The organism is Glaciibacter kafniensis (genome assembly GCF_039538945.1).
Lineage (GTDB): Bacteria > Actinomycetota > Actinomycetes > Actinomycetales > Microbacteriaceae > Cryobacterium > Cryobacterium kafniensis.
In genome coordinates this window covers 1-23,225 of sequence record NZ_BAABCN010000004.1, presented here as the reverse complement: position 1 = coordinate 23,225, position 23,225 = coordinate 1, and the positions used below count along the sequence as shown (strand labels likewise).

Annotated in this window: 17 protein-coding genes; 12 read left to right on the top strand and 5 right to left on the bottom strand. The window is 65.6% G+C overall.

Going from position 1 to position 23,225, the window contains the following annotated elements; genetic code table 11:
* The first annotated feature begins 114 nt into the window (after positions 1-114).
* Positions 115-663 carry an orotate phosphoribosyltransferase gene (gene pyrE / locus ABD791_RS09450; RefSeq protein WP_345065371.1) on the top strand — a complete coding sequence of 183 codons (549 nt, stop codon included), beginning with the start codon at positions 115-117 and terminating at the stop codon, positions 661-663.
* Positions 663-2,132: a hypothetical protein gene (locus tag ABD791_RS09445; protein WP_345065369.1), complete on the top strand. Its 1,470-nt coding sequence runs from the start codon at positions 663-665 to the stop codon at positions 2,130-2,132. Before pyrE ends, ABD791_RS09445 begins: the two co-directional genes overlap by 1 nt.
* On the opposite strand, the gene ABD791_RS09440 is transcribed toward ABD791_RS09445, so the two are convergent.
* The 4 genes from ABD791_RS09440 to ABD791_RS09425 form a co-directional block, all read right to left on the bottom strand.
* The gene (locus tag ABD791_RS09440) at positions 2,129-2,269 is read right to left on the bottom strand and encodes a hypothetical protein (RefSeq protein WP_345065366.1); all 141 of its coding nucleotides are present in this window, start codon (positions 2,267-2,269) and stop codon (positions 2,129-2,131) included. The genes ABD791_RS09445 and ABD791_RS09440 overlap by 4 nt on opposite strands.
* A 155-nt stretch (positions 2,270-2,424) precedes the next feature.
* A complete protein-coding gene (locus ABD791_RS09435; protein ID WP_345065363.1) occupies positions 2,425-3,225 on the bottom strand; it encodes an HAD-IIA family hydrolase in 801 nt (266 codons plus the stop codon).
* Positions 3,226-3,278: 53 nt separating this feature from the next.
* Positions 3,279-3,938, bottom strand: a complete 660-nt coding sequence (locus ABD791_RS09430) for a metal-dependent transcriptional regulator (protein ID WP_345065359.1) — start codon at positions 3,936-3,938, stop codon at positions 3,279-3,281.
* Positions 3,939-3,991: 53 nt separating this feature from the next.
* The gene (locus ABD791_RS09425; protein WP_345065356.1) at positions 3,992-5,272 is read right to left on the bottom strand and encodes an Nramp family divalent metal transporter; all 1,281 of its coding nucleotides are present in this window, start codon (positions 5,270-5,272) and stop codon (positions 3,992-3,994) included.
* Positions 5,273-5,426: 154 nt separating this feature from the next.
* Here ABD791_RS09425 and ABD791_RS09420 point away from each other — a divergent pair, with 154 nt between their 5' ends.
* The 10 genes from ABD791_RS09420 (at position 5,427) to ABD791_RS09375 (ending at position 22,389) form a co-directional block, all read left to right on the top strand.
* Positions 5,427-6,533: a sugar ABC transporter substrate-binding protein gene (locus ABD791_RS09420; RefSeq protein WP_345065353.1), complete on the top strand. Its 1,107-nt coding sequence runs from the start codon at positions 5,427-5,429 to the stop codon at positions 6,531-6,533.
* Positions 6,534-6,689: 156 nt separating this feature from the next.
* The gene (locus tag ABD791_RS09415) at positions 6,690-7,751 is read left to right on the top strand and encodes a sugar ABC transporter substrate-binding protein (protein ID WP_345065350.1); all 1,062 of its coding nucleotides are present in this window, start codon (positions 6,690-6,692) and stop codon (positions 7,749-7,751) included.
* 135 nt (positions 7,752-7,886) lie between these two features.
* A complete protein-coding gene (locus ABD791_RS09410) occupies positions 7,887-8,657 on the top strand; it encodes an ATP-binding cassette domain-containing protein (RefSeq protein ID WP_345065348.1) in 771 nt (256 codons plus the stop codon).
* Positions 8,654-9,940 carry a sugar ABC transporter permease gene (locus ABD791_RS09405; RefSeq protein ID WP_345065345.1) on the top strand — a complete coding sequence of 429 codons (1,287 nt, stop codon included), beginning with the start codon at positions 8,654-8,656 and terminating at the stop codon, positions 9,938-9,940. Before ABD791_RS09410 ends, ABD791_RS09405 begins: the two co-directional genes overlap by 4 nt.
* 69 nt (positions 9,941-10,009) lie before the next feature.
* Positions 10,010-10,678 (top strand): TrmH family RNA methyltransferase, encoded by a 669-nt coding sequence (locus ABD791_RS09400; protein WP_425562244.1) that lies wholly within the window; start codon positions 10,010-10,012, stop codon positions 10,676-10,678.
* A gap of 59 nt (positions 10,679-10,737) precedes the next feature.
* On the top strand, positions 10,738-10,893 hold the full coding sequence (locus ABD791_RS09395; RefSeq protein WP_345065342.1) for an LPXTG cell wall anchor domain-containing protein: 156 nt from the start codon (positions 10,738-10,740) through the stop codon (positions 10,891-10,893).
* A gap of 125 nt (positions 10,894-11,018) precedes the next feature.
* Positions 11,019-11,729, top strand: coding sequence for a hypothetical protein (locus ABD791_RS09390; RefSeq protein WP_345065339.1), 711 nt, complete (start codon positions 11,019-11,021; stop codon positions 11,727-11,729).
* Positions 11,730-11,950: 221 nt separating this feature from the next.
* A complete protein-coding gene (locus ABD791_RS09385) occupies positions 11,951-14,467 on the top strand; it encodes a LuxR C-terminal-related transcriptional regulator (RefSeq protein WP_345065336.1) in 2,517 nt (838 codons plus the stop codon).
* A 290-nt stretch (positions 14,468-14,757) separates the two neighbouring features.
* The gene (locus ABD791_RS09380) at positions 14,758-22,182 is read left to right on the top strand and encodes a DUF7927 domain-containing protein (RefSeq protein WP_345065334.1); all 7,425 of its coding nucleotides are present in this window, start codon (positions 14,758-14,760) and stop codon (positions 22,180-22,182) included.
* A gap of 24 nt (positions 22,183-22,206) precedes the next feature.
* On the top strand, positions 22,207-22,389 hold the full coding sequence (locus ABD791_RS09375; RefSeq protein ID WP_345065330.1) for a hypothetical protein: 183 nt from the start codon (positions 22,207-22,209) through the stop codon (positions 22,387-22,389).
* A gap of 517 nt (positions 22,390-22,906) precedes the next feature.
* On the opposite strand, the gene ABD791_RS09370 is transcribed toward ABD791_RS09375, so the two are convergent.
* The coding region (locus ABD791_RS09370; protein WP_345065328.1) for an HNH endonuclease signature motif containing protein at positions 22,907-23,225 on the bottom strand (319 nt) is incomplete at its 5' end.

Below are 23,225 nucleotides of genomic sequence, written 5' to 3'. Positions count from 1 at the left end.
GGCCGACGGAGGTCTCGAGACACGTGCTCGCACGCTCGCGCGTTCCTCGACCACCGAGGTTGGACGCCCCGCATCCGGGCGGCACAGCCGCCCGCGTACCCTAAAGTTGACAGTGTGACGGACACTCGGCAGCAGCTCATCGACTACATCTCGGCAGAAGCCGTCTTCCATGGCGACTTCACCCTCACCAGCGGCAAGAAGGCGACCTACTACGTCGACCTCCGCAAGGTGAGCCTCGACCACCGGGTTGCCCCGCTGATCGGCCAGGTCATGCTCGATCTGATCGCCGACATCCCGGATGTCTCGGCCGTCGGTGGCATGACGATGGGCGCGGACCCCGTTGCCGCCGCCATCCTGCACCAGGGTGCTGTCCGTGGCGCAACCTACGACGCTTTCGTCGTGCGCAAGGAGCCGAAGGACCACGGACGCGGCAAGCAGGTTGAAGGCCCAGACCTCGCCGGCAAGCGCGTGATCGTGCTCGAAGACACCTCGACCACCGGTGGTTCGCCCCTCGCTGCCGTCGAAGCCCTGCTCAAGGTCGGCGCGATCATCGCCGGCGTCGCAGTGGTCGTCGACCGCAACACCGGCGCGCGTGAAGTGATCGAAGCCGCCGGCTACCCCTACTACGCAGCAATCGGGCTTGACGACCTGGGATTGAGCTAGTGACGGATGGGCGCGAGCCTGACCTGACGCCGGAGCAGCCGAACGAGCCTGCTTCCACCGCTGACGCTGCGGCGACGGATGCCCCGGATGTCCAGGCTGCCGCCGCCGACACCGCCGACGCTCCTGAGACTGCTGCGACGGAAACCCCGTTGGTCGAGGCTGTCGAGACCGAAGCCGTCGAGACCGAAGCTGTCGAGACCGAAGCCGTCGAGGCCGAAGCCGTCGAGACCGAAGCTGTCGAGACCGAGGCTGTCGATGCTGAACCCGCGCCCTGGTGGACCACCCACGTGCAGTCCCCGCTCGTGCTCAACACCGAAGAGCTGACCCTCCCTCCGGTCGCGGCCGCCAGCCCGACCCGGCCGGCACCGGTTCGCACGTCAACGCCCGCGCCCGTCACTCCTGTCGCGCCCGTCGTGCCTGCCGCACCTGTCATTCCCGCAGCCCCCGTCGCCCCCGTAGTCCCCGTCGTATCGGTCCCTCCCGCGAATGAGACGCCTGTCGCGCCACCGCGCGAACGCGGCACCGCACCCTCCTTCGACGACCTGACCCGTGGGCCTGTCGTCGCAACGCCGAGTGCCGATGCGAGTGCGAGTGCGAGTGTCGACGAGGTGCCGACTCCGGTCGTCGCTCCATCGCTTCCGGCGCCCGCTGCGCCAGAAGCCGGCCCGGTCACTGCACCGACGGTCGCTCTGACCTCGGCGGATGCGGCAACCCAAGTGGTCCCGTCGCAGGCCGATGCACCCGCCGGTCCCGACGCATCCGTTCCGGTTGCACCGGTCTCGACGGGCTTGACCAACGGAGGCGGCTCGACCGGCGATGGAGGCCCAACCAACGGTGGAGGCCCAACCAACGGTGGCGGCACGACCAGCTCCCCCAGCACGATGCAGAAGGCCCTGATTTCGATCGCTGCCGCACTGCTCGTGATCATCGTGCTCGTCGGCCTGTTCTTTCTCGGCCAGAAGCTCGGCGGTGATTCCGCGCCGGTCGCGGCGCCATCTCCGTCGGCCACGGCAACCGCCAAGCCGTCAGTCACACCGACGCCCACGCCTACTCCCACGGTCGAACCGACCGGTCCGCAGCCGGTCGGCGTGCACAAATGGAACACCTTGCGCGGCGGAGAATGCCTGCAGCCGTACACCTCGCCGTGGGACGAGGAGTTCACCGTCGTCGAGTGCACGACCCCGCACGTGGCGCAGCTCGTCTACCGCGGAGTCGTCACTGCCGACCCGGCCGCTGCCTTCCCTGGCGAAGCAGCTCTCGCGGCGCAGATGAATCTGCTCTGCAACGCTCCCGGAGTCATCGACCTCAATGTCGCCGGGGAGTACCCCGACGTTCAGGTGCAGGGCAGCTACCCGGCCACCGCTGAAGAGTGGGTTGCCGGAGACCGCTTCTACTACTGCTTCGTGAGCCGTTCATCGGGTGAACCGTTGACGGCGAGCCTGGCTGGTCCGGGGCCGACGGCTGGTTAGTTGAGGATGAGGCCCAGCACGGCCGCGCCGCCCCCGCCGAGCACGAGCGCGATCACGAGGGTCCAGGCCAGAATGCGCTGGTTGCGCTTGCGGGATTCGCTGTAGATCGAGTCGTCGTCGTCGTGGTTGTTGCTCATGCCACAACACTAACGGGCGTCGCGGCCACGGGCGGGCGGGGCCGGGTGCTTTTTCGCTGATGAACTTCAGGCTCATATGACTCTGAAGTTCATCAGCAAAAACGCGGGTGTCTCACCGTCGGTCGGTGGCGCACACCCACCGACGGCAACCCGAGCTAGATTTCGTCTGACTCCACCGGGGTCTGCGTGACGAGCTTGTGCACGCCGGACAAGATCTCGTCGGGACGGAACGGGTAGCGGTTGATTTCCGCCTCGTCGCTGATTCCGGTCATGACCAGGATGGTGTGCAGTCCGGCTTCGATTCCGGCGATGATGTCGGTGTCCATTCGGTCGCCGATCATTCCGGTGTTCTCGGAGTGCGCGCCGATCTTGTTCATCGCCGAGCGGAACATCATCGGATTCGGCTTGCCCACGATGTAGGGGTCCATGCCGGTGGCCTTGGTGATCAAAGCGGCGATCGCACCCGTCGCGGGCATCGGTCCGTCGGCGCTCGGCCCCGTCGCATCCGGGTTCGTCGCGATGAAGCGCGCGCCCTTCAGGATCAAGCGGATGGCCTTGGTGATCGCCTCGAAGGAGTAGTTGCGCGTCTCGCCCACGACCACGAAATCGGGGTCGGTCTCGGTCATGATGAAGCCGGCCTCGTGCAGGGCCGTGGTGATTCCGGCCTCACCGATCACGAAGGCGCTGCCGCCCGGAATCTGCGACTTCAGAAAGTCAGCCGTGGCCAATGCGCTGGTCCAGATGCGGTCTTCCGGCACGTTCAGACCGGAGTCGCGCAGGCGCGCACTCAGATCGCGCGGGGTGAAAATCGAGTTGTTGGTCAGAACAAGAAACGGGGTTCCCGTGTCGGTCCACTGCTGGAGCAGCGCCGCTGCTCCGGGGAGGGCGCTGTTTTCATGTACCAGCACACCGTCCATGTCAGTGAGCCAGCATTCAATCTCGTCACGGCGTGCCATCTGGCGTTCCTCTCGTCGGACCTTCAGCCTATCGCCGCCAGGTTTCAGTGGAGTTACGCTCTGAGCCAGATCGAGCCGGCGACATCCGTTGCGAGCGTGTACGTCGTGCCGTCGTCCCGGCTCACGGTCAGCGCGTCGTCGGGGGTTCGAGCGGTCACCGTGAGTGTGCTGCCCGGCACGATTCCGTCGGCGGCCAGATCGCGCAGGATGCCGGGGTCACGGTCGCTGATGCGCAGCACGGTTCCGCCGTGGCCGGGCGCGGCATCCCGCAACAGAACCGCGGGCACGCGCGTGACGGTGCCGTCGACGGCGGGAATCAGGTCGCCGTGCGGGTCGGCGGTGGGGGAGCCGAGGCGCAGATTGATCGCCTCGAGCAGCCGATCTGACATGGCGTGCTCGAGAACCTCGGCCTCCTCATGCACTTCGTCCCAGCTGTAGCCGAGCTCGCGCACGAGCCAGGTCTCGATCAAGCGGTGCCGTCGTACGACAGCGGTGGCCAGTCGGTGGCCCTCGTCGGTCAGGGTGAGCGGACCATACGGAACGTGGGTGATCAACCCGGAGGCCGCCAGCTTCTTCACCATTTCGGTCACAGAGGGCGGGGCGACGCCCAGGCGCACGGCCAGCACCGACGGCGTGATCGGGTTGTTCTGCCATTCGGTGTGCGCGTAGATGGTCTTGAGGTAGTCCTCGGTGGCCACGGTGATCTGTTTCATGCTGACTTCAGGCTAGTCCGGTCGCCGAGAATCGCCCGAAATGCCGACCTGCGCTACCCGGTGAAGATGAGCACGAGCAGCACCACATTGAGGGCCACCAGTAGCACCGCGCAGAGCGCGCCGGCCGCTGTCGTGAACCAGCGATTGGCGAACTCGCCGAGCAGCCCGCGCTGCGCACTCACCCAGACGAGCGGAATGAGCGCGAACGGAATCCCGAACGACAACACCACCTGGCTGAGCACGAGGGCCTGGGTCGGGTCGAATCCGGAGCCGAGGATCACCAGCGCGGGGATGAGTGTCACGAGCCGGCGCAGCACGAGTGGAATCCGCACGTGCAGCAGCCCGTGCATGATCTCCGCCCCCGCGTATGCGCCGACCGAAGTCGAGGCCAACCCTGAGGCGAGCAGCCCGACAGCGAAGATCGTCGCGACCGCCGGTCCGAGTGTGGTTTGCAGCGCTGTGTAGGCGCCCTGCAGGGTGTCGGTGCCCGCCACCCCTTGCAGAGCGGATGCCGCGAGCAGCAAGATCGCCAGGTTCACGGTGCCGGCGATCAGCATGGCAATCGAGACGTCCCACTTCGTCGCCCAGAGCAACCGGCGGGTCGGCAGCGTGCCCACGCTGCTGGTCGCTTGAGGCTGCGGGAACCGGTCACGGGCGAGCGCTGAGTGGGCGTAGATCGCGTGCGGCATGATCGTCGCACCGAGGATGGAGGCGGCGAGGAGCACAGAGTCGGCGCCTTCGAAACGCGGCACGAGCCCGGCGGCGAACCCCGCCGCATCCGGTGGTGCGAAGAACACACCGGCGGTGAACCCGACGGTGATGATCAGCATCAGGCTGATGATGACGCGTTCGAACGTGCGCGGCCCGCGCCGCGTCTGCACGGCGAGCACGATCATCGAGATGGTTCCCGTGATGATTCCGCCGACCAAGAGCGGCACACCGAAGAGCAGATAGAGCGCAACGGCCCCGCCGATGATCTCCGCCAAATCGGTGGCCATCGCCACGAGTTCTGCCTGTATCCAGTAGAGCCGGCGCGCGAGCGGGCGTCGGATGCGCTCCCCGAGAATCTCGGGAAGGCTCTTGCCGGTCACGATGCCGAGTTTCGCTGAGAGGTACTGAATCAGCCACGCCATCACGTTGGCCGCCACAACCACCCAGACGAGGAGGTAGCCGTAGCGCGCGCCGGCGGTCATATTGCTGGCGACATTTCCCGGGTCGAGGTAGGCGACCCCGGCCACGAGGGCCGGCCCGAGCAGCCAGATCAATCGGGCGGATGCCGGTGTTGCGGTCGATCCCGCACGGGGCGCCGCGCGCGTCAGTAAATCTTTAGGCATGCCTAAATCATACGTACGGCGGCCGATGAAACCAAGCCTTCTGCGCACACCCGATCGGGGACGTCTCAGCGCCCATGCTCACTGGCTGGCGACAGAAAGCGGCAGTAGAATGCTCGCTACGTCGCCGTGCGGCGGCGGTGTTGGGAGGCTTCCGATGAGGATTTCCGCCCGGAGGGCCATCATATTCACGACCGCCCTTCTGCTCGCTGTGGGCACGCTCACGGCCTGTTCCACTGGTTCAAAAACGCAGGACGGCACGAGTTCAACCTCGAATGCCTCGATCGGCCTCCTGCTGCCCAACACGGTGACCGCCCGATACGAAACTGCCGACAAGCCCTACTTCGAGGCGAAAGTTGCGTCGCTCTGCCCCGACTGCACGGTGCTCTATGCCAACGCAGAAGGCGACGCAGCGAAGCAGCAGCAGCAGGCTGAATCGATGCTCACCGAGGGCGCCAAGGTTCTCGTGCTCGACCCGGTCGACGGTGTCGCGGCAGCGGCCATCGTCAGCGAGGCGAAGGCGAAGAACGTGCCGGTCATCTCCTACGACCGCCTGATCGACAGCCCCGACCTCGCGTTCTACGTTTCGTTCGACAACGAAAAGGTCGGCGAAATGCAGGGCACAGCGTTGGTTGACAAGCTGAAGGCGGATGGAGTTGCTCCCGGTGACGGCGGCATCCTGATGGTCAACGGTTCGCCCACCGACAACAACGCCGCATTGTTCAAGGCCGGCGCGCACAAGATCATCGACCCGAGTGGCTACAAGATCCTCGCCGAGTTCGACACGCCCGGATGGGACCCGGCCCAGGCTCAAACCTGGGTGGCCGGCCAGATCGCCCAGTTCGGTGACCAGATCAAGGGCGTCTACGCCGCCAACGACAGCATTGCCGGTGGTGCAATCGCAGCGCTGAAGGCCGCCGGTGTCACCCCGATCCCGCCGACGACCGGACAGGATGCCGACTTGGCGGCAATTCAACGGATCCTTGTGGGGGATCAGTACATGACCGTGTACAAGGCGCTGAGGTTGGAAGCCGAAAAGGCCGCATCGTTGGCCGTCGACCTTGTCAACGGCAAGACGGTGAAGGGCAGCAGCACGGTGAAGGCACCCACCGGCGGTGCTGACATTGAGTCGTTCCTGCTGACGCCGGTTGCCGTCTTTGTCGACAATATTCAGTCAACCGTCGTGGCTGACGGCTTCTACACCGCCGCCGAAATCTGCACTCCGGACTATGTGACGGCCTGCACGGCGGCGGGCATCAAGTAACTTCTTCGACCGCGACCGTTACCAAATTGGCATCTGAGAATATCTCAATGTTTGTTGCCATGGCCAACGAAACGGAGCAGTATCCAGTTGCCACCGTTCAACGTGGAAGGTGGCCCCGTGAGGGAATCAACACAGCATCCCGAGGAGGGCAGAGGCTTGAAGAAGTCCCTATTGATCCCAGTTGCCGCATTCGCCGGCGCTTCACTGCTCATGCTTGCCGGTTGTTCGAATTCCGGCGGAGGCGGTGAGACCACGGCCACAACAGCCGCAGCGCGCGCCTGCGTCATCCTGCCAGATGCAGCGACGTCGCCGCGATGGGAAAGCCTCGACCGCCCGGCACTCGACAAGGCATTCACCGACGCCGGCTTCACAGCCGACATCCAGAACGCCCAAGGCGACACGAGCAAGTACGCGACGATCGCCGACCAACAGCTCAGCAAGGGTTGCGGCGTGATGGTGCTCGTCGACTACAACGGTGCAGCGGTCGCGGTCGCGACCAAAGCCCAAGGTGAGGGCATCCCGGTCATCGCCTACGATCGTCCGATCGCCGGCGCCAACTACTACGTCTCCTTCGACAACGAGAAGGTCGGCGAACTCGAGGGCCAGTCGATCCTCGACGGGCTCAAGGCGGCGGGTAAAGATCCGGCCACCGCGACCGTCGTATACATGGGCGGAGACCCGGCCGACGGCAACGCGAAGATGTTCCACGACGGCGCCGACAAGGTAATGGCGGCCGCTGGCATCAAGCCGGCCCAGGAACCCGCAGGAGTCTGGGACGGTGACAAGTCCGCGACGAACTTCGAACAGGCACTGACCGCACTCGGCGGCAAGGTCGACGCAGTCTGGGTCGCCAACGACACCAACGCCGCTGGCGTCATCACGATCCTCGACAAGAACGGCCTGAAGGTTCCGGTCTCTGGCCAGGACGCCAGCGTCGCCGGTCTGCAGAACGTGCTGCTTGGCAAGCAGACGGCGACGGTCTACAAGCAGGTCGCTCTCGAAGCGGACGCCGCATCGAAACTGGCCATCAGCCTGCTGAAGGGTGACAAGCCGACCGTGGACAAGAAGCTCGCCGACGGCACACCGTACATCGCGGTGACCCCGGTGCTCGTCGGGCCGGAACAGGTCGAGACAGTCGTCACGAACGGTGACGCGACAGCCTCCGACATCTGCACCGCCGAGGTGCAGGCCGCCTGTGCAGAGTACGGCGTGAAATAGCAGCAGCCACCCCGCGGAGGGGCTTCGCTCAATGAGCGAGGCCCTTCCGGCATCCCTCAGAACAACCCTCACGAGCACCTCAGCACCTCAGCCCCTCAGCACCTCAGTAACCTCCCTGTCAGGAAGGAACGGCTCATGGATGCGCCGATCACCGAAGTTGCACCGATCATCGAACTGACGGATGTCGTCAAGAGTTTCGGCCCGGTGAGCGTGCTCAAGGGGGTGAATCTCAAGGCCTACCCGGGCAAAGTCACCGCGCTTGTCGGCGACAACGGCGCCGGCAAGTCGACACTCATCAAGGGTCTCGCCGGCGTGCAACCGTACGACTCGGGTAACGTCCGCTTCAACGGGGAGATCGTGCATCTGCATTCACCGCGCGAGGCCGCCAGGCTCGGCATCGAAGTGGTCTACCAAGACCTCGCCCTCTGCGACAACCTCGACATCGTGCAGAACATGTTCCTCGGTCGAGAGGAACTCAGTGCGGGCACCTTTGACGAGGGCAGGATGGAGCGCGAGGCCGCGGAGACGCTCCGCCAGCTTTCAGTGAGAACAGTACGGTCGGTGCGGCAGAAGGTTTCCTCGCTCTCCGGCGGCCAGCGTCAAACGGTCGCCATCGCGCGATCCGTTCTGAAGAAGGCCAAGGTCGTGATCCTCGACGAGCCGACCGCCGCTCTCGGCGTCGCCCAGACCGAGCAGGTGCTCGAGCTCGTCGCCCGGCTCGCCGAGCAGGATGTGGCGGTCATCCTCATCAGTCACAACCTCGCCGATGTGTTCGAGGTGGCCGATTTCATCAGCGTGCTCTACCTCGGACAGATGGTGGCATCCGTCAAAGCGGCAGACACCAACCGTGACGACATCGTTGGCTACATCACAGGTAGTAAGACCTACACGGGGGCACAATCATGAGCAACAGCGGCCCCGACACCACACCGACCGCCGCCCTGGCGACGAAGAGCACTGCCGAACTCATCGGCAGTGGTCAGGAGGGCACGGTTGTCGATCAAGCCAAGGCCTATCTGCAGCGGGTCCGCCACGGCGACATGGGTGCGCTGCCCGCGATCGGCGGCTTCGTGGTGCTCAGCCTGCTGTTCGGATTTCTGAGCCCGTTCTTCTTCACCGAGCGCAACTTCGCCAATCTGCTGACCCAAGCGGCGACGCTCGTGATGCTCGGAATGGCGCTTGTCTTCGTGATCCTGCTCGGCGAGATCGACCTCTCCGCCGGCGTCACCTCCGGACTCACGATGGTCATCTTCATCGTGCTCGTCAACGTCAACGGACTCAACTGGATGGTTGCGCTGCTCATCGCGCTGCTCACCGGCGTGGCGATCGGTTCGTTCATCGGATTCTTCGTCGCCCGTGTCGGCATTCCCTCCTTCGTCGTCACCCTCGGCCTCTTCCTCGCTTTTCAGGGCCTCGAGCTCATCATCATTGGCAGCGGCGGCCTCTACCGGGTGCAGACGCCGGAGATCCTCGCGATCATGAACAGCAATATGCCGGTCTGGGCGGGCTGGGCAATGCTCGCCGTCATCCTCGCCGTCTCGCTGGCCACCTCGTTCTGGGACCGCTCCCGCCGTACCCGCGCCGGTGTTCCGAACCGCACGATCGCCCTGGTCTGGATCAAGCTCGCCGTCATCGCCGTGGTCGGCGGCGTCGTCATCGCCATTCTCAGCCAGAATCGCGGCACCGGGTTCAGGGTCGTGGCAGGTGTGCCGATCGTCGTGCCGTTCACCCTGGCCATCCTCTGGATGGGCACATTCGTACTCGACCGCACCCGGTTCGGCCGCTATATCTACGCGGTCGGCGGCAATGCCGAGGCGGCCAGGCGCGCGGGCGTCAAGGTGGTGCTCATCCGTTGGACGGCATTCATCGTCTGTTCGACACTGGCGGTGGTCTCCGGACTGTTCAGCATCAGCAAAGTGGGATCGGTGGATGCCGCGGCCGGTCGCGACATCGTGCTGAGCGGCGTCGCCGCGGCGGTTGTCGGCGGCGTCAGCCTGTTTGGTGGCCGCGGGCGTCTGCTGCACGCGGCAATCGGTGCGCTGGTCATCGCGGTCATCACGAACGGGCTCGGCCTGCTGAACTTGCCGGCAGGCGTCAACTTCGTCGTCACCGGCAGCGTGCTGATCCTGGCTGCGACGATCGACGCGGTGTCCCGTGTGCGTTCCGGCGGCTCGCTCACGCGCACCTGAGCCGTCGAGACACGATCACCGATCCGCTGCCCGATCGTTGAACCCAGGCGGGTCGCGTACGGTTGAACGGTGACTGAGCCAGCCGTGCACCCCCCTCTTGACGCCGAGCAGAACCCGACGGTCGAGCTGTCGACCTACGGCGTCGGCCCGTGGCCGGGCGGTCGGGAGGAATGGCCGGAAGACGCGCACTACGACCGGGAGCTGCTCGAACGCGGTGACACCCGCAACGTCATCGACCGCTACCGCTACTGGACCATGGCCGCCATCGTGGCTGACCTCGACGAGCACCGGCATCCGTTTCACGTCGCCATCGAGAACTGGCAGCACGACATGAACATCGGCTCGATCGTGCGCAGCGCCAACGCCTTCGCGGCCGACACCGTGCACATCGTCGGGCGCAAGCGCTGGAACAAACGCGGCGCCATGGTCACCGACCGCTACCAGCACGTCATGCACCACCCCGACGTGGCCTCCTTTCTGGCCTGGGCGCAGAGCGAGGACTTGCCGGTGATCTCCATCGACAACGTTCCGGGCTGCGTCAAGATCGAGACGTTCGCTTTTCCCGAGCGCTGTGTTTTGCTCTTCGGTCAGGAAGGTCCGGGTCTCTCGCCCGAGGCGATCGCCGCAGCGGATGCCGTGGTCGAGATCACGCAGTTCGGGTCGACTCGGTCGATCAATGCGTCGGCAGCGGCTGCTGTCACCATGCACAGCTGGGTCATGCAGCACGTCAGTTTTTGACCCGCATAGCTGACCCGCATAGCTGACCCGCACAATTCCCGGTTGACCCCGTCACCCCGGTGAAGCCGGTCACTCCGGTGACCCCGGTCACCCCGGCGACACCGCTGGCATCAACGGGTGCCGAGGCCGGTCTCTGGGCGGCACTGGCGGCCCTGCTGCTCGGAGCCGGGGGCACGACGCTCGTCGTGACGCGGCGCATTCGCCGCCGCAGCTAGTCGGAGTCCACAGCTAGTCTGAGAGAGGCGGGGCGGTCTTCGGGCCACTCCGCCTCTCTCTATGAGGCTCTATTTTTTCGGCGCCGAGACGCGTCGGGCAGTATGAATGGAAAGAGAACGTAGGCATGGGTGTGCAGAAGTTGAAGACGGTTGCGGCGACGATGGCGAGCATTGCGGCGGCTGGCCTGATCTGTCTGCTCGCGCTCGGCGGCGCGGCCACGAGCGCCGCGGCCGCCGAGGTTCCGACCGGTTTGTCGGTCACGATCACCGATGGCGTCGACGAGGTCACTGCCGGCAGTGACGTGACCTACACGGCAGAGCTGAGCAACACCGGCAGCGATCCGGTCACTGCGACGCTCGTGGTCACGGTGCCCGGCTACGTGGAGATCACGGCAGCCGATGGCGCGGAGAGCGACGGTACGGAGAGCGTCACAGCGGCGACCGCAACGGATGCGGCGTGGGTAGTCACGGTGGAGCCCGGCGCTGTCGCCACGGTCGCCGTGGGCGCTCGGGTCGGCGAGATCCCCGCCGATGAACTGCGGGTCACGACGCTCGTGAGCGTCTATCTCGGCGACGGTGACGATGCTCGGGCCGCGGCCCCGGTCATCCGTTCGGCCGATGCGAACACGATTGAGGGCGTCACTGACCCGGCAGCGGTCGCGACCTCGCAAGAGGCCGACGCCCCCGACACGATGTCCGTCGGCGCCGCGGTGATGATCGGCGCCGCTGCACTCGTCTTTCTCGCCCTCGTGGTGATGATCTTGCTTCTGATCATTCGGTCGAAGCGTGGGCGCTCGCCAGAGAACGCGCGTGGTCGCCGCTCCTCCCGCGACTAGTCAGGCTCAGCGCAAAGCTCGCGCAGCGCGGAAGCGATACTCTGGCTGAGGTCTGCCGCACGGTCGTCGGCACAGAGTCGGGGAGTCGAAGACGCGTGACGCTGGATAGTGACGTCGACTGGAACTCCAGTCGGGACGCGACTTTTGCCCCTCGTCAACCATTTCCGCGGCTTGCCGCGCACCTCGTGGCGCGGCCCGCGTTGACGAGTCGGCTTGATCGTTTGACCGCGCTGACTCTCGTGCAGGCCTTGCCAGGCGCAGGCAAGACTCACCTCGTCGGATCATGGGCGAAAGGGCTCTGGAATACCGGAACCATCGTCGAATGGATCGACGCGCGCGCGGAGATGAACTCTCCTGGCGTTCTGCTTGCTCACGTCTACCGCGCGCTGAATCGAGCGACGGATGACGACGACGCGGGACTCATCGTCGTGATCGACAACGCCGACTGTATCGATGACCCCGCGGCCATCGACCAACTCTTGACACTGCTCACCCGCCTGCCAGGACTCCACCTCGTGGTGTGCAGCCGCTTTACGCACCCCATCCGAGCGGCGGCCGAACAGCAACGAGTTGATCTGCACGTTCTAACGGGTCGCGACCTCGCTCTGACGGCCGACGAATTGTCGCAGTTTGCGACATCCCGGGGCCACGTTCTCAGCGCGCGGCAGCTCGGCGAACTGCACGATCTCACCGGAGGGTGGCTGCAGCTGACGCGGCTGATTCTGGATGACACCTCGGCGGAATCCGAGCACTTTTCTCTCGGGTCGGCAGAACGCTATTTGCGCACCTTAGTGATGCCGCAGGTTGTGAATGAAGCCGAGACGGACATCGCATTCCGGCTCGCGGTCCCGCGAATGATCACGGAAGCGCTCGTCACGATGCTGCTCGGCACGTCCGCAGGTCAGTCAGAAACCGAGTCGGCGCCCGCTGAGTGGAGTTCTCCCGACGACGTGATTGACCTGTTCGACGCGCTGGGGCTACTCAAGCGGGTTGGTGCGGACGTTGGTGCGGGCGCGACGTGGCGCATTCCCACCGTTATTCGCACGGTGTTGCTCGATGAGTTCGGAATTCGTAGTCCGCTTGCCGCGGCAGAAACACACCGTCTTCTTTCCACGTTCTACGCCGCGACGGATCCTGTTGATCTCGGGGCAGCGCTGACACACGCTCGGGCGGGGGAAGACTGGGCGTTTTTGAACCAGGTCGTCTATGAGCAGGCGTTCAAACTGATGTTGATCGATTCCAACGCCTTGATCGCGGCTTTCTCGTCATTGCCCGACGCGGTGCTTCTGAGATACCCCAGTCTCAACGTTGCCGCCACGATGGCCGATACGTTCGCGAGCGATCCAGAGCACGACAACGGTCGACCGCTCCTGCGCAGCTACCTGAGCGCCGCCGAAGGAAAACTCGCCGATCTGAGCGCGTTCGATTCGATGGCTGAACTCAGCGCGGTTGCCGTTGCCGAGGTGATTTCTCGGCGCTCAGCGGGTCTTCTCGACTCAGCCATGGATCTGGCACGTGGAATTGATTTCGAAATTGCGCGGCGACGCGGCGGAACGGATGCCGGAGGCTCTTCAGAGCAGGTGGCGTGGTTCCGTTTTCAATGGGCGATGACCGCGTTGCTGGCGGGAGACATCGAGCTGTGCACGCAACTTTCGTTCGATGCCTTCGAAGTGGCGCGGGAGGAGGGCAACGATCTCGTCGCCTCCAATGCTGCCGCGCAGCTGGCCCTGATCCATGCGCTGGGTGGCGAGGAAGCCGGCGCCCTGCGTTGGCTCAGACGGCATCACGGTTTCGAGACGCACGGAACGGTGACTGACTACCTGATCGGTGTTCCCGCACGAGTCGCCCAGGCGTACCGCGCGTTGGATGAACTCGACTCTGAGGCCGCGACCGCCCAGCTTCTGGCTGCCGGCGATGCTGCCCAAGAGCTCGAGATGTGGGCGTTCATCGCAGAGGCGGACGCCCGGCACGCGCTGCTCTTCGCTGAGCCGATTGCAATGCTGGCTCGACTGGGCCACTTGACTGTCGTGCATGCCCGGGTTCTTGCCGGTGGGGGACACGCGCATCGCGCTGTCGAGAAAGCGCAGATTGATCTCCTGCTGGCGATGGGCGAGCTCAACCAGGCGAGTCAGCGACTGACCGATGCCGAACGAGGCGACCAGTCACGTGCGGCTCAACAGCTCGGTGTTCAGCGTGCACGGCTGCAGCTCATCGCGGGCAACTACGAGCGGGCGCAGAAGATCGCGTCGGCCGGCATCTGGAATGCGGCGACAACACTGCGCGATCAGATCGACCTGCTGATGATCGCGGCGGTGGCTCAGCTGGCCGTGGGGGAGCATCCGGCTGCGGCGAAATCATTCACCCGTGCTCACGCGCTCGCCACGCACGCGCGCACCCTGGCGCCGTACGCACTGATCCCGGCGGAGGACCGCGAAGCACTGCTGCAGCTATCGAACATCGAGCTGACGGCGGATGCCCAGGTCCGCATCGCGCAGATGCGCCCGGTTTATCCGCGTCGGGCCCAGCTGATCGTGCTCACCAAGCGGGAGGAAGCGGTGCTTGCCGAACTCGTCAAGACCGACTCTTTTGCGGCCATCGCCGCCGCGTTGACCGTCTCGATGAACACGGTCAAGAAGCAGGCGGCCAGCATCTATTCAAAGCTGGGCGTGCACGACCGCATGGCGGCGCTGTCCAGCGCACACCAGCTCGGGCTGCTCGGAGCGACGGGCTCCTCATAGCACCACCCGCTTCGCGCCTGCCACCGTCTGCCAGGACCAGGCCGGTACCAAACCGAGAACCATATTCGCGAAAAATGCCCCCCTCGGCTGGCAGACCTCCGGCTACTCAGGCTTGATTGACTGGGGCCATCCTGAGATGCGCCCCCTGTTTGTGTGTGAACGATGACCGCCGATGCACGTGTGCATGGGCGGTCGTCTCTGCAGACGGCGCGGTGTGATGTAGACGGATGGGGTTTTACAGTATGGGTGCACGCATGAGCAGGGCGACGCGACCGAACCGGAAGAGCGGAATGCGTGTTCTCTCGGTCACCGCGATCGCCGCGCTGCTGGCCGCATCCTTCACCTCGTTCGGCCTGGCCGGCGCGGCATCCGCAGCCTCCGCGGCGACCCCCGAAATATCGGTGGCCGCAGCGGACCTACCGGCCGAGGCATCCGCCCAGGTGCTCGACGCGAGCGCGACGCTGCCCGCCGCCCTCTGCACGCCAGACCAGCAGCGCGCGACCGAGCGGTTCTGGCGCTTCGGCACTGCGGCGGGTATCGACTTCGGAGTGTCAGGCACGACGGCGACGCCATTCGTCGCGACCGGGGACACCTCAGAAGGGTCCACGGTCATCACCGACGCCAGCGGCTCGCTGCTGTTCTGGGCAAATGGGGAGTCCATCTTCAACCGTCACGACGTCGCGATGAGCAACGGCACCGGGTTGCTCGGGAATCCCTCGGCCACGCAGACCGTTGCGGCCTTTCCCCTGATGTTCCAGCCCGGCAAGTACGTCGTGGCCACCACCAGCACCGATGTCGGGCCGCCCGGCCCGAACGGAAACCTGACCTACTCGGTGGTGGACATGGCACTGGATGGTGGGGACGGGGCCGTTGTCGCCACGCAGAAGAATCTGCCCCTCGGCGCAGTGAACACGGCTTCCGAGGCGCTGACAGCAATACCCAACGCCGACGGCACGGGATTCTGGGTGCTGACCTATACGAATAACTCGCCAAACGTTCTGGCCTACAAGTTTGATGGCAACGGCTACACCGGAACCGTCGTCACAAGTGTGCTGCCGAGCAACAACATGAATGGCTATGGCACACTCAGCCTCAGCCCCGACCGAACGAAGCTGTTGGCGTCGACCAACCAGGCACCAGCGGTGTCGACGGCAACAGGCGTTGCGAAACTGCGCCTCCTTGAGTTCAATGCGTCCACCGGCGCCATCGCGCAGACCGCAGAGTGGGCCGGCGCCGTCAGTCAGGGGCGGCGCGGCTATTCGGCCGACTTCAGTCCCAGCGGCGACTACGTCTATTTCAGCCGCATTTTCGACACCGGTGGGCTGTTCCGTTACACGATCTCCGGCGCGGCGACGGCGGCGAGCATCAAGGCCAGCGAAACCCTGATCGGTCGGATCGGTACGTCGGGTGGACAGGTCAAACGTGGTCCAGACGGACGCATGTACATCGCCTCCCGCGGAGTCGCAGCGCTGACCGTCATCAAGACTCCCGATGCGCCGTCGGGGGCGACTCCGGCACTGACGACGACGGCGGTCGGCTATGCCGGACACGGCTATCCGCTTCCCGCCGGATCCGTGAGCCAATTCGGTCTGCCTCAGATGGTCACGGGTTGTCTGTCACTGGACTTCGGGGATGCCCCCGACTCCTACGGAACCCTGCTGGAAAACAGCGGGGCAGTGCATTCCCTCAAGTCGGGGCTCACCCTCGGCAGCGAGTGGGATGAGGAATCCAACGGCCGTCCGACCGCCAGCGCCAACGGTGACGACACGAACGGGACCGTCAACGACGAAGACGGCCTCGCCGCGGCCCTCACCGTTGGGCCCGGCCGGGCCACGCTCGCGACGGTGACGGCGACGAACACCACCGGCACGGAGGCCACGCTGGCCGGGTGGATCGATCTCAATGGCAACGGCACGTTCGAGCCCGGTGAACGGCAGACGCTCGCCGTGCCGGCGAACTCCGGCACCGCGAATTACGCGCTGACCTGGCCCGCCCAGGGGGCCGTGCAGGCGACCTTTGCCCGATTCCGGCTCTTCGACGGCGCTGTCGCGACACCTTCACCGCAAGGCTCGGCGGTCGGCGGCGAGGTGGAGGACTACCCGGTCGCTGTCTCCTCCTACACTGTCGCGAAGCACGCATCCGTGCCCTCCGCGCACCCGGGTGACACTGTCGACTACACGGTGACGGTCACGAACACCGGAAATGTCGCGTTCACGACGTCTCAGCCGGCCACCTTCACGGATGACCTCAGTGGCGTTCTCGATGACGCCACCGTGGTGGCCGGCAGCGTCACGCCCGGCGCAGTAGTGGCGGGGAACACACTCAGTTGGTCGGGTGCGCTCGCCGTCGGCGAGACGAAAACGATCACCTATACGGTGACCGTGACCGATCCGCGCAGCGGCGATGGCGTGCTCAGCAACGTCGTCGTTCCCGGCGCGAACGGCCAGTGCGACCCCGCCGGCGTCTGCGCCACGACCACGTCGGTGAATTCCTTCGCCGTGGTGAAGTCGACAACGGCCACTGCCGTCGTTGCGGGCGAGGTCATTCCGTTCACGATTACCGTCACGAACACCGGCCAGGTCGACTACACGACCGCCGACCCGGCCTCGTTCAGCGACGATCTGTCGGCCGTACTCGATGACGCCACCTACAACGGCGACGCCGACGACGATGCCGGGCATGACGTCAGCTACTCCTCGGGGATCCTGAGTTGGTCCGGCCCGCTCGCCGCGGGCGCATCGGTCACGATCACCTATTCGGTGACAGTCAATGACCCAGCTACCGGCAACTCGAAACTGGCGAACACCGTCGTCACCCCACCGGGATCCGGCGGTGACTGCCCGACCGGCAGCGCCAACCTGAACTGTGTCGTGCATGTGCCCGGACAGTCGTACACGCTGTCGAAACTGGCCTCGAAGACCTCTGTCGTCGCCGGCGGCACCGTGGAGTACACCGTCACGGTCACCAACACGGGTGCCGTGGACTACACGACGGATGCCCCCGCCTCGTTCAGCGATGACCTGAGCGGCGTGCTCGATGACGCCAGCTATCTCGCCGGCAGCGCCACGAACGGCGCCACGGTCACGGGCAACACGCTCAACTGGTCCGGTGCTCTCGCGGTCGACGAAACGAAGACCATCAGCTACTCGGTGAGAGTGAACAACCCGGTCGCCGGCGACCAGCTGTTGAAAAACTCGGTGGCGGCCACGACCCGCGGCGGAACCTGCCTGCCCGGGCTGTGTGCGACGACCACCCCCGTCGCATCCTTCACTGTGTCGAAGGCTGCGTCCGGAGCGTCCGTGATTCTGGGCGGCACGGTGACCTACACGGTGACCGTGACGAACACGGGCACCGCGGCCTACACGGCCGGGAGCCCCGCGGCATTCAGCGACGACCTCTCCGAAGTGCTGGACGACGCGACGTATGTTGTGGGCAGTGCCACGAACGGCGCCACCCTGACCGGCAGCACGCTCAACTGGTCTGGTGCCCTCGCAGTGGGCGCATCCGTCGATGTGAGCTATGCGGTGACGCTGAAGACGCCGGCCGCCGGCGACCAGGCGCTGACCAACACGGTCGTTCCCGACGCGGCGACCGGCGGCGCGTGCGACCCGGCCTCGGCCTGCACGGTCACGACGACTGTGCGGTCCTTCACCGTGGCCAAGGCGGCCTCGGCGGCCACTGTGCATCCCGGCTCGACGGTGAGCTATGACGTGACCGTGACGAACACGGGCACCGCGGACTATACGGCGACCGAACCAGCAGCGTTCACCGACGACCTGTCGGCTGTGCTCGACGATGCGACCTTTAATGACGACGCGTCGGGCGGCGCGACCGTCGACCCGGCCACCGGCATCCTCTCTTGGTCGGGAGCGTTGGCGGTCGGTGCGACCGAAACGATCACCTACTCGGTGACGGTGAATTCTCCGAACTCGGGCAACACTGTGCTGGCTGACAGCGTGCTGGTCAACACGGTGGTCCCGGATGCCACGGTGGGCGGTGGGTGTGCAACCGCAGCCGACTGCACGACCACCACGGCCGTGCAGTCGTTCGCGGTGGCGAAGAGCGCCTCGGCGACCTCGGTTCTGCCGGGCGGCACCATCACCTACGCGGTAACCGTGACGAACACCGGAATGGTCGCCTACTCAGTCGGTGCTCCTGCATCCTTCACCGATGATCTGACCGGTGTGCTCGATGACGCCACCTATAACGCCGGAAGCGCGACAAACGGTGCCACCGTGACCGCGTCCACGCTGTCCTGGTCGGGAGCCCTCGCCATCGGTGCGACGCAGACCATCACCTATTCGGTGACGGCGAACGGCGCGACGGCAGGGAGCCACGTGCTCTCGAATTCGGTGACGCCTGACGCGTCGGCCGGTGGAACCTGCCTGGTTGCCGCCGAATGCACGACCGCGACGCCGGTGCAGTCGTTCAGCGTGCTGAAGTCGACGACGGCCACGACCGTCACCCCCGGCGATACCGTCGAGTACACCATCGACGTGACGAACACCGGGCAGGTCGACTACACGGCGGGCAATCCCGCCTCGTTCACCGACGACCTGTCGGCGGTTCTCGACGACGCCACCTACAACAACGACGCCGACAATGGCGCTGGCTTCACCGACCCGGTGTTGACGTGGTCTGGCGCGCTTCTGATCGGTGAGACCGTGACGATCACCTATTCGGTGACGGTCAACGACCCGATCACCGGAGACTCGCAGTTGGCGAACACCGTGGTGACGCCGCCGGGCTCCGGCGGCGACTGTGGGGTGGCCAGCAACAACCTCAACTGTGAGGCGCACGTTCCCGGCCAGTCGTACACGGTCGCCAAGGCCGTGTCCGATCCCTCCGCGATCGCCGGCGACACCGTGGAGTACACGGTCACGGTGACGAACACCGGGGCTGTCGACTACACGACGGATACCCCCGCCTCGTTCTCCGACGACCTGTCGGCCGTGCTCGATGACGCCAGCTACGTCGCGAACAGTGCCACGAATGGCGCAGTTGTCAGCGGCAACACCCTCACCTGGGCCGGTGCGCTGGCGGTCGGCGCATCCGTTGACGTGACCTATTCGGTGACGGTCACCGGGGCGGCGACCGGTGACGGGCTGCTGACCAACGCGGTGGTTCCGACGAACCGCGGCGGCGGCTGCGACCCGGCGGGCGTCTGTGAGACCACCACTACGGTGTCGGCGTTCACCGCGGAGAAGGCGGTTTCGGCCGGCGTCGCCGCCCCCGGCGAGACGGTGAGCTACACGGTGACGGTGACCAACACCGGGCAGACCGCGTACACGGTGGCTGCTCCGGCCTCGTTCTTTGACGATCTCTCTGCCGTTCTCGATGACGCCACCTATAACAGTGATGCCTCGCCCGGTGCGGCGGTCAACTCGACGACGAAGGTCTTGACCTGGTCGGGCGAACTCGCGGTCGGCGCATCCGTTGATGTCACGTATTCGGTGACGGTGAACACGCCCGACCTCGGAAACAAGGTGTTGACGAACGAGGTCGTGCCTGATGCCTCGATCGGTGGTCTCTGTGATCCTCTCGCCGAGTGCACTGTGACGACGAACGTGCGCTCCTTCACCACTGCCAAGACGGCCTCGGCGTCGTCGATTCACCCGGGGAGCACCGTGACGTACACGGTGACGGTAGCGAACACCGGCACGGCTGACTACACGGTCGCCGCCCCTGCCTCGTTCACGGATGACCTGTCTGCCGTGCTCGACGACGCCACCTACAACGGTGATGCGTCTGCGGGTGTCACGGTGGACACGACGACGACGAACGTGCTGTCGTGGTCGGGTGCGCTGGCGGTCGGTGCGACCGTCACGATCACCTACTCGGTGACCGTGAACGCGCCGAACTCAGGCGATGGCACGCTGACCAACGCGGTACTCCCGGATGCGACCACGGGCGGCGGCTGCGCGACTGCCGCTGACTGCACGGCCACCACGCAGGTGCAGTCGTTCGATGTCGCCAAGACCGCCTCGGCGACGTCGGCCTTTCCGAGCTCCACGATCACCTACGCGGTGACGGTGACGAACACCGGAACCGTCGACTACCCGGCGGGTGGCCCGGCATCCTTCACCGACAACCTGGCCGCTGTGCTTGACGACGCCAACTACAACGGGGACGCCACGAATGGCGCCACGGTGACCGGATCGGTGCTCTCCTGGTCTGGCCCGCTGGCCGTCGGGGCGTCCGAGACGATCACCTACTCGGTGACCGTCGGTGCTCCGGGAACGGGTGACAGCGTGCTGCACAACGCCGTGGTGACGCCGCCGAACTCGGGAGGCAGCTGCCTCGCCGGTTCGACCGATCCGCTCTGCTCGACGGTGACACCGGTCGCGTCGTTCCAGGTTTCGAAGACGACGGATGCGACAACGGTCACCCCCGGTGAAACGGTCGCCTACACGGTGACGGTCACGAACACGGGAGCCGTTGACTACACGGCCGCCGCGCCCGCGAGCTTCACCGATGACATGTCGGACGTGCTCGACGACGCCAGCTACAACAACGACGCCGACGGCGGGGCGACCTATGCTGCTCCGACGCTGGCCTGGTCAGGTGCCCTCGCTGTCGGGGAGACGATCACGGTCGGCTACTCGCTGACGGTCAACAGCCCGAACACGGGCGACGGCAAACTGGTGAACTCAGTGGTCACCCCGCCGAACATGGGCGGCGGTTGCCCGACCGGTTCGACGAACTCCGCCTGCACGACGCAGGTTCCCGGACCGATGTTGAAGCTCGTCAAGACCCAGTCGAGTGAAACGGTTCTGCCCGGTAACACCGTGACGTACACGGTCACGGTCGAGAACACCGGCGAGGGCGACTTCACCGCCGCGAACCCGGCCGCGTTCACTGACAACCTCTCGCGAGTGCTCGACGACGCCAGCTACAACGACGATGCGTCGAACGGTGCGTCGGTGACCGGTGGCCTGCTGTCCTGGTCGGGCGCACTGGCCTCCGGTGCGACAGAGACGATCACCTATTCGGTGAGTGTCACTGGTGACTCGACCGGCGACCACCAGCTGTTCAACTCGGTGCAGACACCGCCGTCAGTGACGAGCAACTGTGCAATCGGGTCGACCAACCCAGAGTGTTCCACGGTCGCGAAGGCTTCATCGTTCACGGTGTCGAAGGCTGCGGATGTCGCGTCGGCGAAACCGGGTCAGGTCGTCAGCTACACGGTGACTGTGAGCAATACCGGGCAGACCGCCTACACGGCTGACGCTCCGGCATCCTTCACCGATGACCTCTCGAACGTGCTCGACGACGCCACCTACAACGCGGATGCGTCGAACGGCGCGACGGTCGTCGACGGCGTGCTGACCTGGTCTGGTCCGATCGCAGCCGGCGCCACAACGACGGTGAGCTATTCGGTCACCGTCACCGGTGCGGCGTCCGGCGACCACACGCTGACCAACGTCGTCATTCCAGCGGCGTCGACCGGCGGCGGCTGTGCCACGGCCGGTTCCTGCGCGACGGACACCCCGGTGTCGACGTCGCCGGTCACGCCGGTCACGCCGACCACTCCTCCAACGGCGCCCCCGGTCACGCCGACAACGCCGGGCGCACCGGGCGCACCGGTCACATCGTTGGCATCGACGGGTGTCGAGGCCGGGTTGTGGACGGGGCTGGCTGCCCTGCTGCTCGGAGCCGGGGGAGTCGCGCTGCTCGTGACCCGTCGCATCCGGCACGTCGGTCGGCGGCGGTAGCGAGGTGCGGGGAAGGGGCATGTGATGAGCGATAGTCGCTTCTTGCGTGAGCTGGTGCATGAGGAACGGTGGGATGACGTTGGCCGTCTGGCCAGCAGTCATCTCATCACAATCTCGTTCGAAGACCCGAACGCCTGGCCTGCCGCATTCACCGCGCTCCCGACGACCTGGAGCCGCGTCTCGAGATCTCGCGAGCCAATCTCTTGACTTGGGTTGCGTTTGAACGTCGGCTCGCGAGGTCTCGAGACACTCGCTGGCGCTCGCTCCTCGACCAACGAAATGGTGATATTCGTCCACCACCACGCCGCGCAGCGGCCCGGAAGCTCGAGACCGGGCGGCCCGATTTCGGGATCGCACCCACCGTTGGTCGAGGAGTGCCCGACGGAGTCGGCCGCGTCTATGAGGCATATGCACCATTTCGTTGATCGAGGAGCAGCCGACGCAGGAGGCCGCGTCTCGAGATCTCGCGAGCCGATCCTTGAACTCGGCTTGAGTTCGAACGTCGGCTCGCGAGGTCTCGAGACACTCGCTGGCGCTCGCTCCTCGACCAACGAAATGGTGAGATTCGTTCACCACCATGCCGCGCAGCGGCCCCGCAGCTCGAGACCCGGCGAGTCGATCTCGGGATCGCCGGTTGCGTCTGGGGTTCGGCTCGCGGGGTCTCGAGACGCGTGCTCGCAGGCTCGCGCGCTCCTCGACCACCGAGGCGGTCTCGGACGGACGCTCAGCGGCTGAGCGTGGTGTGGGCGCGGTGCTTGCGGGCGGGTATCCAGTCGCCGCTGGGGGCCATCCAGGGTGGCGCCTTGACCTGCACGGCACCGTCGAGGATGCGGATCAACCAACCGGAGGTGTCGATGGTGGAGTGGTGATACCAACACAGCGCGACCCCGTTGTTGATATTGGTTTTACCGCCGCGATACCAGGGCACCACGTGGTGCATTTCGGCCCAGCCCGGCGGTGACGTGCAGCCGAAGACGACGCAACCGCCGTCGCGGGCGATAATCGCCCGGCGTTGCGCCCGGGTGAAGAAGCGTTGCTTCAGA

Excerpts from the sequence above, each read along its gene's own strand:
- ABD791_RS09425 (WP_345065356.1), bottom strand. The coding sequence starts at position 5,272 with ATGCCTAAAGATTTACTGACGCGCGCGGCGCCCCGTGCGGGATCGACC.
- ABD791_RS09380 (WP_345065334.1), top strand. The coding sequence starts at position 14,758 with ATGCGTGTTCTCTCGGTCACCGCGATCGCCGCGCTGCTGGCCGCATCC.
- ABD791_RS09375 (WP_345065330.1), top strand. The coding sequence starts at position 22,207 with ATGAGCGATAGTCGCTTCTTGCGTGAGCTGGTGCATGAGGAACGGTGG.
- ABD791_RS09420 (WP_345065353.1), top strand. The coding sequence starts at position 5,427 with ATGAGGATTTCCGCCCGGAGGGCCATCATATTCACGACCGCCCTTCTG.
- ABD791_RS09430 (WP_345065359.1), bottom strand. The coding sequence starts at position 3,938 with ATGAAACAGATCACCGTGGCCACCGAGGACTACCTCAAGACCATCTAC.
- ABD791_RS09410 (WP_345065348.1), top strand. The coding sequence starts at position 7,887 with ATGGATGCGCCGATCACCGAAGTTGCACCGATCATCGAACTGACGGAT.
- ABD791_RS09405 (WP_345065345.1), top strand. The coding sequence starts at position 8,654 with ATGAGCAACAGCGGCCCCGACACCACACCGACCGCCGCCCTGGCGACG.
- ABD791_RS09435 (WP_345065363.1), bottom strand. The coding sequence starts at position 3,225 with ATGGCACGCCGTGACGAGATTGAATGCTGGCTCACTGACATGGACGGT.
- ABD791_RS09390 (WP_345065339.1), top strand. The coding sequence starts at position 11,019 with ATGGGTGTGCAGAAGTTGAAGACGGTTGCGGCGACGATGGCGAGCATT.
- ABD791_RS09440 (WP_345065366.1), bottom strand. The coding sequence starts at position 2,269 with ATGAGCAACAACCACGACGACGACGACTCGATCTACAGCGAATCCCGC.